The sequence below is a fragment of the Stenotrophomonas sp. BR163 genome (assembly GCF_047520985.2).
GTDB classification, from domain to species: Bacteria; Pseudomonadota; Gammaproteobacteria; order Xanthomonadales; family Xanthomonadaceae; genus Stenotrophomonas; species Stenotrophomonas sepilia.
Map to the genome: position 1 here is coordinate 88,210 of NZ_JAXBRE020000005.1, position 15,944 is coordinate 104,153.

General features: G+C 66.4%; 14 protein-coding genes and 1 pseudogene. 10 read left to right on the forward strand and 5 right to left on the reverse strand.

The genetic code is table 11. The features are described 5' to 3' along the window. Positions 1-24 precede the first annotated feature (24 nt). From ACM0PY_RS05855 to ACM0PY_RS05865, 3 genes are all read left to right on the forward strand, one after another. Positions 25-489, forward strand: a complete 465-nt coding sequence (locus ACM0PY_RS05855; RefSeq protein WP_180895443.1) for a hypothetical protein — start codon at positions 25-27, stop codon at positions 487-489. 141 nt (positions 490-630) lie between these two features. Beyond that, positions 631-2,046: an FAD-binding domain-containing protein gene (locus ACM0PY_RS05860; RefSeq protein WP_180884510.1), complete on the forward strand. Its 1,416-nt coding sequence runs from the start codon at positions 631-633 to the stop codon at positions 2,044-2,046. A gap of 139 nt (positions 2,047-2,185) precedes the next feature. Beyond that, complete coding sequence (locus ACM0PY_RS05865) at positions 2,186-2,881, forward strand: YiaD family glycine zipper/OmpA-like lipoprotein (RefSeq protein ID WP_005416156.1); 696 nt, start codon at positions 2,186-2,188, stop codon at positions 2,879-2,881. Between the two features lie 202 nt (positions 2,882-3,083). Here ACM0PY_RS05865 and ACM0PY_RS05870 read toward each other — a convergent pair whose 3' ends face one another. After that, positions 3,084-4,115: a LysR family transcriptional regulator gene (locus tag ACM0PY_RS05870; RefSeq protein ID WP_061477953.1), complete on the reverse strand. Its 1,032-nt coding sequence runs from the start codon at positions 4,113-4,115 to the stop codon at positions 3,084-3,086. Between the two features lie 147 nt (positions 4,116-4,262). On the opposite strand from ACM0PY_RS05870, the gene ACM0PY_RS05875 reads away from it, so the two are divergent. From ACM0PY_RS05875 to ACM0PY_RS05900, 6 genes are all read left to right on the forward strand, one after another. After that, entirely contained in the window at positions 4,263-4,490 is a 228-nt protein-coding gene (locus ACM0PY_RS05875) for a hypothetical protein (RefSeq protein ID WP_049414419.1), read from the forward strand. After that, positions 4,487-5,257 (forward strand): SDR family NAD(P)-dependent oxidoreductase, encoded by a 771-nt coding sequence (locus ACM0PY_RS05880; RefSeq protein WP_053499154.1) that lies wholly within the window; start codon positions 4,487-4,489, stop codon positions 5,255-5,257. The genes ACM0PY_RS05875 and ACM0PY_RS05880 overlap by 4 nt, the downstream gene beginning before the upstream one ends. Positions 5,258-5,348: 91 nt before the next feature. After that, positions 5,349-6,572: an efflux RND transporter periplasmic adaptor subunit gene (locus ACM0PY_RS05885; RefSeq protein ID WP_049414417.1), complete on the forward strand. Its 1,224-nt coding sequence runs from the start codon at positions 5,349-5,351 to the stop codon at positions 6,570-6,572. Positions 6,573-6,699: 127 nt separating this feature from the next. Next, on the forward strand, positions 6,700-9,870 hold the full coding sequence (locus ACM0PY_RS05890) for an efflux RND transporter permease subunit (RefSeq protein WP_109813849.1): 3,171 nt from the start codon (positions 6,700-6,702) through the stop codon (positions 9,868-9,870). Positions 9,871-9,933: 63 nt separating this feature from the next. After that, entirely contained in the window at positions 9,934-10,671 is a 738-nt protein-coding gene (locus tag ACM0PY_RS05895; protein ID WP_049470334.1) for an SDR family oxidoreductase, read from the forward strand. Then, positions 10,665-12,086: an efflux transporter outer membrane subunit gene (locus ACM0PY_RS05900; protein WP_414609343.1), complete on the forward strand. Its 1,422-nt coding sequence runs from the start codon at positions 10,665-10,667 to the stop codon at positions 12,084-12,086. The genes ACM0PY_RS05895 and ACM0PY_RS05900 overlap by 7 nt, the downstream gene beginning before the upstream one ends. A 41-nt stretch (positions 12,087-12,127) precedes the next feature. Here ACM0PY_RS05900 and ACM0PY_RS05905 read toward each other — a convergent pair. Beyond that, positions 12,128-12,505 (reverse strand): annotated as a pseudogene (locus ACM0PY_RS05905) (VOC family protein). Positions 12,506-12,646: 141 nt separating this feature from the next. Here ACM0PY_RS05905 and ACM0PY_RS05910 point away from each other — a divergent pair. Further along, a complete protein-coding gene (locus ACM0PY_RS05910) occupies positions 12,647-12,910 on the forward strand; it encodes a hypothetical protein (RefSeq protein ID WP_111201971.1) in 264 nt (87 codons plus the stop codon). 19 nt (positions 12,911-12,929) lie between these two features. On the opposite strand, the gene ACM0PY_RS05915 is transcribed toward ACM0PY_RS05910, so the two are convergent. The 3 genes from ACM0PY_RS05915 to hchA form a co-directional block, all read right to left on the reverse strand. Then, the gene (locus tag ACM0PY_RS05915; RefSeq protein ID WP_111201972.1) at positions 12,930-13,787 is read right to left on the reverse strand and encodes an endonuclease/exonuclease/phosphatase family protein; all 858 of its coding nucleotides are present in this window, start codon (positions 13,785-13,787) and stop codon (positions 12,930-12,932) included. A gap of 240 nt (positions 13,788-14,027) precedes the next feature. Further along, entirely contained in the window at positions 14,028-14,732 is a 705-nt protein-coding gene (locus ACM0PY_RS05920; RefSeq protein WP_111201973.1) for a PA1136 family autoinducer-binding transcriptional regulator, read from the reverse strand. A 4-nt stretch (positions 14,733-14,736) separates the two neighbouring features. After that, a complete protein-coding gene (gene hchA, locus ACM0PY_RS05925) occupies positions 14,737-15,609 on the reverse strand; it encodes a glyoxalase III HchA (protein WP_134972715.1) in 873 nt (290 codons plus the stop codon). Positions 15,610-15,944: the final 335 nt, after the last annotated feature.

Below are 15,944 nucleotides of genomic sequence, written 5' to 3' on the forward strand. Positions count from 1 at the left end.
CGGGGCGGGGCCCTCCGTCGTTGTATGCTCGCCGCTCACTCCCGGGAAGCGGTGCGGATGGGCGGATCGACATGGGTGCGCGGGTTCGGCGCCACGCTGTTGGTGCTCGAGCTGTTGCTGCTGGCGTTTCCGGTGACCTTGCTGGATGGCTTCCGCCTGATGGTGCTGCTGCAGCCCAATGACCATCCGGACCGGATGCCGACGCTGGTCGGAGCTGCGCTGGCGGGCCTCGGCCTGCTGGGTTTCTGGTGGCTGGCGGGGACATTTCTGCTCAATGGCCTCACCCTGCGCGGCTCGCCCTGGTGCGCGCGGTTGGCGGCGGGGCTGGGCGTTGCCCTGTGCGTGGCGAGCCTGATCTTCGCACTCGTGTTCGACCGCCTGACCGGCTGGGCACTGGTGGGGCTGCTGGGATTGCCGGTGCTGGTCCCGCTGGCGCACATGATGTTGGCCAGCTGGCAGCGCTCGTCCGCCGAAGCGGCCGCGTCGTAACGCGGGGTGTTCATCCACCCCCACGCATGGCGTGGACCTGCAGAGGGCCATGGCATGACACCACCGCTGCGTCTCCTGTCATGGCGTGGGCTTCACTGCTGCTGGCTATGATGTGCGCCTTCCACAACGAAGGCGGTGCATGTGTCGGTAGCGTTGGTATGGTTCCGCCGTGATCTGCGGCTGCAGGACAATCCGGCCCTGCAGGCCGCGCTGGACGCCGGTCACCATGTGGTGCCGGTGTACATCCACGCGCCGCACGAGGAAGGCGAATGGGCGCCCGGCGCGGCGTCCGATGCCTGGCGTCATCGCTCACTGGCCGCACTGGATGCCGACCTGCGCACGCGCGGCTCGTCGCTGGTGCTGCGCAGTGGTGACAGCCTGCCGGCCCTGCAGTTGCTGATCGAGCAGACCGGCGCCGAGGCGGTGTACTGGAGCCGCAAGTACGAGCCGGCCACCCAGCCTCGCGACGCCACCATCAAGCGCACGCTGCGCGAGCAGGGCGTCGACGCGCAGAGCTGCAATGGCAGCCTGTTGTTCGAGCCCTGGGACATCGCCACCCAGCAGGGACAGCCGTACAAGGTGTTCACGCCGTACTGGCGCAACGTGCTCAGTCATTGGCGCCTGCCGGCACTGCAGGCCGCACCGGAGGCACTGGCGACGCACGCGGTCGACAGCCTCGCAATTGATGATCTACAGCTTGCACCGACGCTGGATTGGGATACCGGCTTCTGGGAGCACTGGCAGCCGGGCGAAGCCGGTGCGCTGGAGGCGCTGTCGGTGTTCGAGGACGGCGCCTTGCACGGTTACCGCGAGCAGCGAGACCTGCCCGATCGCGTGGGCACCTCGCGGATGTCGGCGCACCTGCATTTCGGTGAGATCGCACCGTGGCGCATCGCGCATGCGCTGGAAAGACTGCGCAGTGCCGGCACCGATGCCGACATCGACGGCTATCTGCGGCAACTGGGCTGGCGTGATTTCGCCTACCACCTGTTGCATCACTTTCCGAAGACGCCCACGGACAACCTCAATCCGCGTTTTGACCGCTTCCCCTGGGTAGCGCCGACTGCAGCACAACTGCACGACTGGCAGCGCGGCAACACCGGCGTGCCGATCGTTGATGCCGGACTGCGCGAGCTGTGGCACACCGGCTACATGCATAACCGGGTTCGGATGATCGTGGCCAGTTACCTGTGCAAGCACCTTCGCGCGCACTGGCTGCATGGCGCGCGCTGGTTCTGGGACACCCTGGTCGATGCCGATCTGGCCAACAACACGATGGGCTGGCAATGGGTGGCCGGGACCGGCGCCGATGCCGCGCCGTACTTCCGGGTGTTCAACCCAGTCACCCAGGCCGAGAAGTTCGATCCGCAGGCCCGCTACATCAGCCGCTGGGTGCCGGAGCTGGCGGCGCTGCCGGTGAAGGCGCGGTTTGCGCCGTGGCAACATCCTCTGCTCCTGGCCGCACACGCGCCTGACTACCCACGCACGCCGATGGTGGACCTGGCAGAGGGCCGCGATGCTGCGCTGGCGGCATACCGCCAGTCGGGGGCGGGGTAAAGGGGGACCCGAGCGATCCGGTCAGTTAGCTGAACGCGGCCCTGTCGGCGCACCGGATCATCATCCCGACATCGCATTCGGCTGTTTATCCTCTCTGCGCCCGCAAGCCGCCGGCCGACCGGAAACCAAGGAGAACCTCATGATCCGCAACACCACCCGCAACGTCGCACTGGCCCTGATGAGTGCGGCCGTCCTGTCGGCCTGCGCCACCGGCGGCTCCTATGTGCAGAGTGACCAGTACGGCAACCCGACCGAACAGCAGAACCGGACCGGCCGCAACGCGCTGATCGGTACCGCCATCGGCGTGGCGGCCGGCCTGCTGACCGGCGACAGTGCTACCGAGCGGCGCCAGCATGCGCTGATCGGTGCCGGTATCGGCGCACTCAGCGGTGCCGCCGTCGGCCAGTACCAGGATCGCCAGGAACGCGCACTGCGCGAGCGCACCGCCAACACCGGCATCGATGTGCAGCGCCAGGGCGACAACATCATGCTGAACCTCCCGGACGGCATCACCTTTGACTTCGGCAAGGCGACCCTGAAGCCGCAGTTCTATGGCTCGCTCAACGGCGTGGCCGGTACGCTGCGTGAGTACAACCAGACCATGATCGAGGTGGTTGGCCACACCGACAGCATCGGCAGCGACGCGGTCAACAACCGCCTGTCGAAGGAACGCGCCGACTCGGTCGCGCAGTACCTGATCGGCCAGGGCGTGCAGAGCGTGCGTATCGAAACGCTGGGCGCCGGCAAGGCGTACCCGATTGCCGACAACAGCACCGATGCCGGCCGCGCCAAGAACCGCCGCGTCGAGATTCGGGTGATTCCGCTCAAGCAATAACGCGTAGCGTTGCTGCTTGAGCCGGTCCGGCCATCGGCCGGAACGAAAATGCCGCCCTTGCAGGCGGCATTTTTGTGGGTGCCGAGCGTTGCTCGGCACGCCGACAGCGCATGCAGAGTCGAGCCGCGCTCGACTCCCTCTGTAAGCCATGCCGACCAAGGTCGGCATCTACCAGAAGATGGATAGGCGCTCTTGTTGCAGGTTACGCCGCCGAAGCGGCCACCTTCTCCAGGATCCGCTTGCCACTGTTCTCCAGCGCGGCATCTTCCTGTGCCTTCTGCTGCTGTGCCAGCTTCGCGCCGGGGCACTGCGCCAGCATGTAGTTGGCATCGAAGTTGAGCTTCTCGACCAGGAAGTCGACAAATGCGCGCACCTTCGGCGAGACCAGGCGGCCGCCGGCGAATACGGCATTGAAATCCACTTCCGGGCCGGTCCAGCCGGCCAGCACGCGGCGCACCATGCCCGATTCGACGAACGGCTTGGCCATCACATCACCGGTCAGCAGCAGGCCTTCGCCACAGACCAATGCACCATTCAACGCAGACATGTCGTTGGCAGTCATCAGCGGGGTGACCGGGAAGTCGCGCAGTTCGCCGCCGTTCTCGCCCAGCTGCCAGGTGAAGCGCGGCGAGTTGCCGGTATGGTACGGCTTGCGCATCGCCAGGATGCGATGGAACTGCAGCTCTTCCGGATGCAGCGGTTCGCCATAGCGCTCAATGTAGGCCGGACTGGCGAACACCTGCGTGCGCAGGCTGCCCAGCTTGCGCGCGACCAGATTGGAATCGGGCAGGGCACCCACGCGCAGCGCCAGGTCCGCTTCACCGGCGATCAGGTCCAACTTCTCGTTGCCCATGTGCATGTCCAGGCGGATCTCTGGATACTGCGCATGGAACTGGCCCAGCAGCGGCGCAATCCAGGTGATGCCGATCGAGTAGGGCACAGTGAAGCGCAGCCAGCCGCGCGGGCCGGACTGCAGCTGGCTCACCGCGCTCTCCGCTTCTTCCAGTTCGCGCGCGATGCGCTGGCAGTGCTCGTGATAGATCGAACCGGCTTCGGTCAGGCCGAGGCGGCGCGTGGTCCGGTGCAGCAGGCGCGCGCCCAGGCGCGTTTCCAGCTCCTGCACTTTGCGGCTGACCGTGGTCTTGGGCAGGCCGAGCGATTTGGCAGCAGCAATGAAGCTGCCTTGCTCGACCACTTTGACGAAGATCAGCGTCTCGTTGAGATCGTGGGACATGGTCGGGGGTCCTGGACGTCGGGGATGGGACAATCGTGACAGAACGATTGGACCGGGTGCGGGATGATTATTCCCCTTAATCAGGACTAATCAAGTAAAGGTTTGAGGTCTATCGTGGCGCCATTCGTTAATTGGAGCCCGTCCGCCATGAGCCTGCGCAACATTCTTGCCCGACTCCGGAACGCCGGCCAGAACACCCTGGACCTGGCGATGACCGTCGAAGCCCGTCCGAGTTCCTTGGTACACAAGGACTTTCGTGAGTTTACCGCGCCCATGCGTCAGCAGCGTGGCGGTGCCATCCGCCTGGTCCCGCACAAGGGCGACCGCCTGCGTCGAATCGGGACTATCCCGGATTTGGGAGGAAATGTCCCGTGAATGGGATACTGACGCCCGAAGTCCTGGTCCTTGGCGGTACCGGTGCCGTCGGCCAGGGCGTGGTCGGCGCGTTGCTGGAAGCCGGCAGCCCGGTGCTGGTGGTTGGCCGCGATCCGGGGCGGCTGGCCGCGCTGCATGAGCAGTTCGCGGATGAGCCCGGACTGGAGACGCTGCTGGGTTCGCTCAGCGATGACGGCTCGGCACGCGCGCTGGCCGAACGCATCGCGCAGCGCCCGCGTCCGTTGGCCGCCGTGATCGCGGCCATGGGTGGCCCCTACCGTCGCGGCCGGGTGATCGACCGCAACGGCGATGAGCTGCTGGGCGCGATGCAGGCCGACCTGATGCCGCACGTGCACGCCGTGCGCCACCTGCTGCCGCTGCTGCAGGACAACGTGCATGCGCGCCGCTACGTGATGATCGGCAGCCCGGCCAACGCCAAGCCCTGGGCGGGCTACGGTGAGACCTCGATCACCACCGCCGCACTGCGCATGTACGCGCAGGTGGTGCACCAGGAAGCGCAGGCGCTGGGCGTGCGCGCGCAGATGCTGGAAGTCTGCAGCCCGGTGTGTACCCCGGCCAACGCGGCCAATGCCTGCATCGAGTGGCCCAGCTCGTTGCTGGTCGGTCGTCGTGTGGTCTCCCTGCTTGACGGGTGCCGCGACAACCGCGCCATCGTCCGCTGCGACAGCAGCGATGCCGAATTGCCGCGTGGCCTGCTGCACCTGGAAGTTCCTCCGCTGTGGCGCGACACCGCAGGCATCGCTTGACCTCGACCATGGTTGAGGTCGCAGTATTCGCCGCCGATTTTTGCAACACGTTCTCATATCGCTGTACCACCCCTCCGTACGGATGCATGCCATGACTTCCCCCAATACCACCCCACATCGTTTCGGCCATCGCATTGCGATGGCCGGCGTGTCGATCCTCGCCGCGGCCGTGCTTGCAGCCTGCAGCGGCGGCCATGCCGAAGAAGGCGGTGCACCGCCGCCGCCGCAGGTCAGCGCCGCGCCGGTGCTGGTCAAGCAGGTCAGCCAGTGGGACGAGTTCAGTGGCCGCGTCGAAGCGGTGCAGAGCGTTGAACTGCGTCCGCGCGTGTCCGGCTACATCGACAAGGTCAACTACGTCGAAGGCCAGGAAGTGAAGAAGGGCGAAGTGCTCTTCACCATCGACGCGCGCAGTTACCAGGCCGAGTACGACCGGGCAGCCGCCGAACTGGCCCGCGCCCGTACCCAGGCCACGCTGGCCCGCAGCGAGTCCGAGCGCGCCAAGCGGCTGTCCGAGCAGCAGGCGATCTCCACCGAGACCGCCGAGCAGCGCCGTGCGGCTGCCGACCAGTCCGGCGCCGCCGTGCAGGCCGCGCAGGCAGCATTGGATGCCGCCCGCCTCAATCTTGAGTTCACCAAGGTGCGGGCACCGATCGACGGCCGTGCCGGCCGCGCGATGGTCACCGCCGGCAACCTGGTCACCGCCGGCGACAGCGCCAGCGTGCTGACCACGCTGGTCTCGCTGGACACGGTGTTCGTCTACTTCGATGCCGACGAAAGTACCTTCCTGCGCTACGCCCAGATGGCACGCAAGGGCGAGCGCCCGAGCGAGCGTGACAGCGCGCTGCCGGTGAAGGTCGGCCTGTCCGGTGAAGAAGGCTACCCGCACACGGGCAAGGTCGACTTCCTCGACAACCAGGTCGCCCGCAGTACCGGTACCATCCGCGTCCGTGCGCTGCTGGACAACGCCGATCGCCAGTTCACGCCGGGCTTGTTCGCCCGCGTGCAGCTGCTGGGCAGCGGCCAGTTCCAGGCGCTGCTGATCGACGACAAGGCCGTGCTGACCGACCAGGACCGCAAGTACGTGTACGTGGTCGACAAGGATGGCAAGGCCCAGCGCCGTGACATCCAGCTCGGCCGCACCGCCGACGGCCTGCGTATCGTCGAGCACGGCCTGGCCGCCGGTGACAAGGTGATCATCGATGGCGTGCAGAAGGTCTTCATGCCGGGCATGCCGGTGCAGGCCAAGGCGGTGGCGATGCAGCCACAGCCGGCGCCGGCACCGGGCCGCGATGCCACCGCTGCCCTGAAGCACTGATCCGCCGTCTCCTGATCCGCGTTTCCGCTTAGCTGCCGGCGCCAGCGGCAGTCTTCCCTGCCTTCGTCATCCCGGCGAGGGGCGGGGTGGCTGTTGCCCGCCGAATGCCTTTCCCAGGAATTCCTCCATGGACTTTTCCCGCTTCTTCATCGACAGGCCGATCTTCGCGGCGGTGCTGTCGATCGTGATCTTCGCCGCAGGCCTGATCACGATTCCAATCCTGCCGATCAGTGAGTACCCCGAAGTGGTGCCGCCGTCGGTGGTCGTACGCACGGTGTATCCGGGCGCCAACCCCAAGGTCATTGCCGAGACCGTCGCCACGCCGCTTGAAGAAGCGATCAACGGCGTCGAAGGCATGATGTACCTGAAGTCGGTGGCCGGCTCGGACGGCGTGCTGCAGATGACCGTCACCTTCCGCCCGGGCACGGACCCGGACGCAGCGGCGGTGAAGGTGCAGAACCGCGTGGCGCAGGCGCAGGCGCGCCTGCCCGAGGACGTGCGCCGGCAGGGCGTGACCACGCAGAAGCAGTCGCCGACCTTCCTGATGGTGGTGCACCTGACCTCGCCGCAAGGCAAGTACGACACCCTGTACCTGCGCAACTACGCGCGCCTGCACGTCAAGGATGCGCTGGCGCGTATTCCGGGCGTGGGTGACGCGCAGATCTTCGGTGGCGGCGACTACGCCATGCGTGCCTGGCTGGATCCGGACAAAGTGGCCTCGCGCGGCCTGACCGCCAGCGACGTGGTGCGTGCCATGCGCGAGCAGAACGTGCAGGTTTCGGCCGGCCAGCTCGGCGCCGAACCGCTGCCGGACAGCAAGTTCCTGACCCTGATCAATGCCCAGGGCCGTCTGAAGACCGAAAAGGAATTCGGCGACATCGTGCTCAAGAGCGGCACCGATGGCGAGATCGTGCGCCTGGCCGACGTGGCCCGCCTGGAACTGGGTGCGGGCGACTACACCCTGCGCTCGCAGCTGGACGGCAAGAACGCGGTGGGTATCGGTATCTTCCAGTCGCCGGGTGCCAACGCGCTGGAAATCCGCGATCAGGTCATCTCGACGATGGACGAGATGCAGAAGACCATGCCGGCCGATGTGAAGTACGAAGCGGTGTATGACACCACCATCTTCGTGCGCGACTCGATCAAGGCCGTGGTCTCCACGCTGCTGGAAGCGATCGCCCTGGTGGTGCTGGTCGTGATCCTGTTCCTGCAGACCTGGCGTGCGTCGATCATTCCGTTGATCGCGGTGCCGGTGTCGGTGGTGGGTACGTTCGCCGCGCTGTACCTGCTGGGCTTCTCGATCAATACGCTGAGCCTGTTCGGCCTGGTGCTGGCGATCGGCATCGTGGTCGACGACGCGATCGTGGTGGTGGAGAACGTTGAACGCAACATCGAGGAAGGCCTGTCGCCTACTGCGGCGGCTCACCAGGCCATGCGTGAAGTGTCCGGCCCGATCGTGGCGATCGCGCTGGTGCTGTGTGCCGTGTTCGTGCCGATGGCCTTCCTGTCCGGTGTTACCGGCCAGTTCTACAAGCAGTTCGCGGTCACCATCGCTATTTCCACGGTGATCTCGGCGATCAATTCGTTGACCCTGTCGCCGGCCCTGGCCGCGCGCCTGCTGAAGGCCCATGGCGCTCCGAAGGACGGCCCGAGCCGCCTGATCGACCGCCTGTTCGGCTGGGTGTTCCGTCCGTTCAACCGCTTCTTCAAGTCCAGCTCGGAGAAGTACGAGCGCGGCGTGGCCCGCATCCTCGGCCGCCGCGGTGCGGTGTTCGTGGTCTACGCGATCCTGCTGGTCGGTACCGGCGTGATCTTCAAGCTGGTGCCGCCGGGCTTCATTCCGACCCAGGACAAGCTGTACCTGATCGCCGGTGTAAAGCTGCCGGAAGGCTCGTCGATCGCGCGTACCGATGAAATGTTGCGCAAGGTCGCCAAGATCGCCCAGGAAACCGATGGCGTGGCCCACACCATCTCGTTCCCGGGCTTGAACGCGCTGCAGTTCACCAACACGCCGAACACTGGTGTGGCGTTCATTCCGCTCAAGCCGTTCGCCGAGCGCCATGGCCGCACCGCCGCGCAGATCAATGCCGAGATCAACCAGAAGATCGCCGGCCTGCAGGAAGGCTTCGCGTTCGCGATGATGCCGCCGCCGATCCTCGGCCTGGGCAACGGCAACGGCTACCAGATGTTCATCGAGGACCGTGGCAACCTGGGTTACGGCGCGCTGCAGAATGCCGTACAGGCGATGCAGGGCACCGTGGCGCAGACGCCGGGCATGGCCTTCCCGATTTCCAGCTACCAGGCCAATGTGCCGCAGCTGGATGCCGAAGTCGACCGCGTCAAGGCCAAGGCACAGGGCGTGCAGCTCACCGAACTGTTCGACACCCTGCAGACCTACCTCGGTTCGGCCTACGTCAACGACTTCAACCAGTTCGGCCGTACCTGGCAGGTGATCGCCCAGGCCGACGGTCCGTACCGCGAGACGGTCGAGGACATCGGCAAGCTGCGCACCCGCAACGACCGCGGCGAGATGGTGCCGATCGGTTCGATGGTCACCATCAAGCAGACCTTCGGCCCGGATCCGGTGCTGCGCTTCAATGGCTATCCGGCGGCTGACCTGGCCGGTGAAGCCGACCCGCGCCTGCTGTCCTCCGCCGAGGCGATGAACAAGCTGACCGAGATCGCCGGCAAGGTGCTGCCGGTGGGGATGACCACCGAATGGACCGACCTGAGCTACCAGCAGGCAACCCAGGGCAAGGCGGCCTTCATCGTGTTCCCGGTGGCGATCATGCTGGCTTTCCTGGTGCTGGCCGCGTTGTACGAGAGCTGGTCGCTGCCGCTGGCGGTGATCCTGATCGTGCCGATGACCCTGCTGTCCGCGCTGTTCGGCGTGTGGTTGACCGGTGGTGACAACAACGTGTTCGTGCAGGTTGGCCTGGTGGTGCTGATGGGCCTGGCGTGCAAGAACGCGATCCTGATCGTCGAGTTCGCCAGAGAGCTGGAGATGGGCGGCAAGGGCATCGTTGAAGCCGCGCTGGAAGCCTGCCGCCTGCGCCTGCGCCCGATCGTGATGACCTCCATCGCCTTCATCGCCGGCACGGTGCCGCTGGTGCTGTCTCACGGTGCAGGCGCCGAAGTGCGCTCGGTGACCGGTATCACCGTGTTCGCCGGCATGCTGGGCGTGACCCTGTTCGGCCTGTTCCTCACCCCGGTGTTCTACGTGGCCCTGCGCAAGTTCGTCACCCGCAACGGTGGTGGCCAGCTGGTGCAGCACGGCGAACCGACCATCCACCACTGATACGGAACTCCGCCGCCGGTCGTTGGCCGGCGGCCACTCTCCCCACAGACAAGGCATGCATCCATGAACACCCATCAGAACAAGATCGCGCTGGTGACCGGCGCTACCCGTGGCATCGGCCTGGAAACCGTGCGCCAGCTGGCAGAGGCCGGCGTGCACACGCTGCTGGCCGGTCGCAAGCGCGATACCGCGGTGGAGCTGGCACTGAAGCTGCAGGCTGAAGGCCTGCCGGTCGAAGCCCTGCAGCTGGACGTGACCGACGCGGCCAGCATCGCCGAAGCGGTCGAGCAGGTGCGCCAGCGCCACGGTCGCCTCGACATCCTGGTCAACAATGCCGGCATCATGATCGAGAACCCGGCGCAGGCGCCGTCGGAGCAGTCGCTGGACACCTGGAAGCGCACCTTCGACACCAACGTCTATGCGCTGGTCGCGGTAACCCAGGCATTCCTGCCGCTGGTCAAGCAGTCCAAGTCCGGACGCATCGTCAATGTGTCCAGCATGCTAGGCTCGCAGACCCTGCACGCGGATCCCTCGTCGGGCATCTACGACTTCAAGATTCCGGCCTACAACGCGTCCAAGGCCGCAGTGAACAGCTGGACCCTGAGCCTGGCCTACGAACTGCGCAATACCCCGATCAAGGTCAACACCGTGCATCCGGGTTACGTGAAGACCGACATGAACGGTGGCAACGGCGAAATCGAGATCAGCGAAGGTGCACGCTCCAGCGTGGAAATGGCGCTGATCGGTGAGTCCGGTGCCAGCGGCAGCTTCACCTACCTGGGCGAGGTGCTGCCATGGTGATGCGCACGTTGGCGATGGCCGTCTCCAGCCTGGTGCTGGCGGGCTGTGTCAGCGTCGGCCCGAACTACAAGGCCCCGGTGCAGGAACCGGTGGTCCTGCAGGGCGCACAGCAGCCGGTGTTCAGTACCGCTTCGCCGGTCGCCAGCTGGTGGGCGCAGTTCGATGATCCAGTGCTGGAACAGCTGGTGCACGGCGCACTGTCGGACAACCTGGATCTTCGCGTGGCCGTGGCCCGCGTCAGCCAGGCCCGCGCGGTGTTCGTGGAAAGCCGCCTCGACCAGGCTCCGCACGTCACCGCTGGCGGCAGCTACGACCGCCGCAAGCAACCCGATCCGCAGCTGGGTGGGCAGCGGGTGTTCAGTGAAAGCTACCAGCTCGGCTTCGACGCCGGCTGGGAGCTGGATCTGTTCGGCCGCAAGCGCCGTGCTGCAGAAGCCGCGCGCGCCGACCTCGACGCCGAGCAGGCCAACCTGGCCGATGCGCAGGTGCTGGTCGCCGCCGAAGTGGCGCGCAACTACTTCGAGCTGCGCGGTACGCAGAAGCGCATTGCGGTGGCCCAGCACACGCTGGTCAACCTGCGCGATACGCAGAAGCTGACCGAGGCGCGCTGGGAGCTGGGCGCCGGCAGTGAGCTGGACGTGCAGAGCAGCCGTGCACGGCTGAAGGCGATCGAGGCCGAAATTCCGCTTCTGGAAGTGGCCGAGACGCAGTCGCGTAACCGGCTGGCGGTGCTGCTCGGCCAGCGCCCGGAAGTGCTGACTGACATGCTCGCGCCGCACGACGTACCGGCCTTCGCCAAGGCACTGCCGCTGGGCGATACCCGCGAGCTGCTGCGCCAACGCGCCGACGTGCGCGTGGCCGAGCGTCGCCTGGCCGCTGCTACCGCACGCGTGGGCGTGGCTACTGCGGACCTGTTCCCGCGGCTGTCGCTGTCCGGTTTCGTCGGCTTCCTCGGCGGCGATGCAAGTGGCCTGGTCAATGGCAACAACAAGGCCTGGTCGCTGACCCCGTCGCTGAGCTGGGCAGCATTCGACTTCGGCACCGTGCGTGCACGCCTGCGTGCCAGCAAGGCCGAGGCCGAAGGCGTGGCAGCACAGTATGAGCAGGCCGTGCTGCTGGCACTGGAAGACACCGAAAACGCGCTGACCCGCTATTCCAAGCAGCAGGCGCGGCTGGCGATCGTGGTCGAGCAGGCGCAGGCGGCACGCCGCGCTGAGTCGCTGGCGCAGATCCGCTACCGCGAGGGCTCGGAGGACTTCCTGACCCTGCTGGATGCGCAGCGCACGCAACTGGCGGCCGATGATGCGTTGGCGGCCGCCGAGTCCGAGGTCAACGTCAGCGTGGTGGGCGTGTACAAGGCGCTGGGGGGATGGGGTCAATCACCGCAGCCGCCGAGTGTGGCGCAGGTGCAGTAACCGCAGGGGACGGAAGCAGTGGCTTCCGTCCCTTTCTTCTTTCAGGGCCAGTGATTGGCCGGCACCTCGCGCTCGCGCATGCGCACGATGCAGAAGCGATGGCCGGTCGGTGCTTCCATTACCCACCAACGTTTGACGAAGCCGATCCGGCGCGCACCGAGCCTCTCCAGGCGGTCGGCCTCGGCGTCGATGTCGTCACTCTCGATGTCCAGGTGCACCCGTGACGAGTGATCGACCCGCTGGACCTCAACGTCCAGGCCCGCCGGTGCGCCCAGCAGGTCGGCATACTCGGCGCCCCCTTCGGCACGCGTCGCCTGTGCCTGCAGGCCGAGCGCGGCGGCCCAGAAACGGGCGCCTTCGTCAGCGGGAAGGTCCTAGCAGTCGATGATGAATCCAGCCAGCCGGCTCTGGTGTGCCATGTGCTGCTCCGCAGTTCGAGGGGTACGCGGCAGGGTAGCGCGGTGCATTCCGCGTACGTCTTCACCTTCGTGACGTTTCTGACTCTGCCGGATTGCGGGCCCGCCGTGTAACTAGTGGGTCAGGCACTCGGGAGGAAGGCGATGGCGGACGGAAGGCGGGATACCCAACGGATGTTGTTCGGCGATCCGGGTCCACCGGGTGCGGGGCTGTCAGTGGCAGTCGTGGTACTGCTGGTGCTGGCGACGATGGCCGCAGCGGTCGGTTTCGTGCGCCTGCAGGATTCGATGCTGGGACTGGGCCTGATCGGCGTGGCGGTGTTCCTGGCGATAGGGGCCCGCATCTGCCAGGCACGCGATCAGCATCAGGCCCTGTATCGCCTGCTGTCGCGGCAGCCGCCGCTGTAGCTGCGGCTGCCGTGCGGGGTCAGTGCTGCGGCCAGTCCAGTTCGACCACCAGCGGGAAATGATCCGATGGCAGCACGCCATCGATGCGGCGGTCATCGGTCAGGAAGCTGCGCGCGTGGAAACCGCGCACCAGCACCCAGTCCAGCTGCGCGGTGGCCTTGCCAGTGAAATCGTGGAAGGTCAGTCGCGGGCCCTGCGGTGTCTTCACCTGGGTACGGGTGTCGTGCAGTACGCGGGTGAATGCCTTGTAGGTGTCGCCGCCGGGTTCGCTGTTGAAGTCACCGGTCAGCACCACCGGCAGATCGGCCGGCAGGCCGGCCACGCGCCTGCCGATCAGCTCGGCACCTTTCACCCGTCGTGGTTCGTCCTCGTCGCGGTAGGGCAGGTGGGTATCCATGAAATAGAAGCGGCGGCCGTCATCGATGCGGCGGAACAGCGCCCAGGTGACCATGCGTGGATACAGGTTGCCCCAGGTGATGCTGCCGGGCACATCGGGCGTATCAGACAGCCAGAAGTTGCCTGATTCCTCGATCGCCAGCACCTTGCTGTCGTAGAACACGCCCATGTGCTCGTCGCCGCTGCCGCCGCGGCGGCCCTCGCCAAACCAGCGGTAGCCGGGCAGGTGCTGGGCAAGGTAATCGGCCTGCTCCTGCACCAGCTCCTGGGTACCGATCACCGCCGGGTGCGCATCGAGGATGACCTTCACCATCGCATCGCGACGATCGGGCCAGCGCTTGCCGGGCTCGGTATCGGCCGGGGTGCGCACATTGAACGACATCACCTTCAACGGCGCAGGGGCTGCGGCCCAGGCGCTGGTCGCAGGCAGGGCAAGCGCCAGCAGGGCACAGAGTACGGGGTGACGGAAACGCGACAACATCGTGGAATCCCTCCATTCCATGAAAACGGTTTCATGGAGCATGCCACGAATGCGCGGACAGCGTTATGCAGGGATGGGTGGCTCGCGGATGCCGGGCGGGCGATGAACGTCCCACGCGGTGGACCGCGCACCGGCGATCACGGGTCGTAGCTCATCCCGTCGCCTGCCTTCTGCAATCGCGCAGATGCACAGGGCGTATGCAGCACGCTGATCAGGCAGCAGGAAGTGCCTCCATCCTGATCAATCTTCAATCTCGCCACGGCGGCCTGCCGCGCGCACTGCCTGCGCGGTGGTCGCTACGCCAAGCCGTTGCCGCGCTCGCCGCAGGTGGTTCTCAACCGTGCGCGCAGACAGCCCCAGCGTGGCCGCTATCTCTGCCTGGCGCCGTCCAGCGGCGACCCAGCGCAGCACCTCGCGTTCGCGTGCGCTCAGCGCGCCCGCGCGGATGTCGGCCGGCGCTTCGGCCAGACGCCGCGCCGCACGGAAGGCGGAGGTGCCGACCATGTCCAGCAGCACACGCGCGCTGGCGGACGCATCAATCGAGGTGCCGGCGAAGCTGACCGCGCCTTCCAGACCGGTCGGGCCGAACACTGGAACCTGCAGCCCATGCAGGCCATCGCCGCGCGGCTGCTTCACCACCACATAGCGTTCGCCGCGCACGCCCTGGCGCTTGCTCCAGAAGAACGGCGCAGTGCTGTCCAGTACATGGCGGTTGACCGGGCAGGCGTGCAGGTAGCGGGCGAGCCCGGTGGCGCTGCCGTCGTCGAACCAGTCACCTTCGATCCAGTACACGCGCTGTGCGCCGCGCTCCAGCCCGGTTCCGGTGGCAAACACCAACAGGCGGTCGTAGCCCAAGGGTGAGGCGGCGGCGCGCAGCACGCCGCCCACCGCAGGCAATGACCGAGCCTGTTCCAGTTCCAGCAGCGCGGGCACCAGCGCAGGCATGGGCTCAGCGCCCCGACAGTGCATCGAGCAGCGTACGCGCGGCCAGCTTGCCCAACGCGTTGCCGGCCAGCGGACTGTCGCCGGTCAGCAGCAGGCGATCCTGCAGCACGCTGCCATCGATGCCCTCATTGACGATCTGCACGCCCTGCTGGGCCAGCCGTTCACCGAAGAACCAACGCAGTTGCCCGGGCATGTAGCCGATCTCCGGTGTCTGCCGGTCCATTGCGTCGGGGAAGGCACAGATGCGGTAGCCACGGAACAACGAGTCACCCTCGGCTTCGTCGACGCCCGCTGCCAGCAGCGCCGCCGGGCCATGGCAGAGGGTGATGATGTGGCGCTGCTCGGCCATGGCCCACTGCAAGGTGGCCTTCACAGCGCGGCTTTCCGGGAGGCCGATCAACGCGCCGTGCCCACCGGGAATGAAGACAGCGGCGTAGTCCGAATCGGTGCCCAGGCCGGCCACCACCTGGTCCAGCTGCAACGGCTGGCGGAAGCGTGCCTGGTAGCGTTCGTACAGGGCGCCGATCTCGCTGTCCTTGTGTGGGAACGCCCACCATTCGAACTTGACCGGGTTGCCGGACAGCGTCGCCACGTCGATGTCGAAGCCGGCCTTGTCCAGGTGGTACATCGGCAGCAGGGTTTCCACCGGATGGTTGCCGGTGGAGAACAGGTGGCCATTGGCGGTCGGCAGATAGCGCTCGTCGGCGGCGATCATCAGCACCTTCCAGCGACCATCGCGGCGCGCATCCGGATAGTCGGCGCCGGACAGGTCGCTCTTGGGCGAGGTGAACTGCGACAGCGAATACGGCGACGGGAAGAAGGCATCGCGCTCGGCCGGATCGGGGCTGGGCTGGCGGCTGGGCTCTTGCGTGTTCATGCGGACCTCCGTTGGGGGAAAGTGAGCCCAGCATAGGAGGCTGCGTGCGCAGGCGCGATGAGGGATTCCCCTCAATCGGCCGCAACCCGGATGCTGCAGCGCGCCACCCGGCCGGTTGGACAGTGGGATTATGTCGTGTTATCTAGCCAGTGCCGGGATAATCCCGGCATAACCACACAGCAAGCAAAGGAATGAAAATGAAAAGATTCGCCCGAGCATTGCGCGTCACTCTGAATATTCATCCGAACGAAAAGAGCAGCGTGTGGAATACCTGGCCTCTGTGGGTCGAATTCTGATCCTGCGGGCCAAACCCGCGATCTAGCGGTAGCAAGACG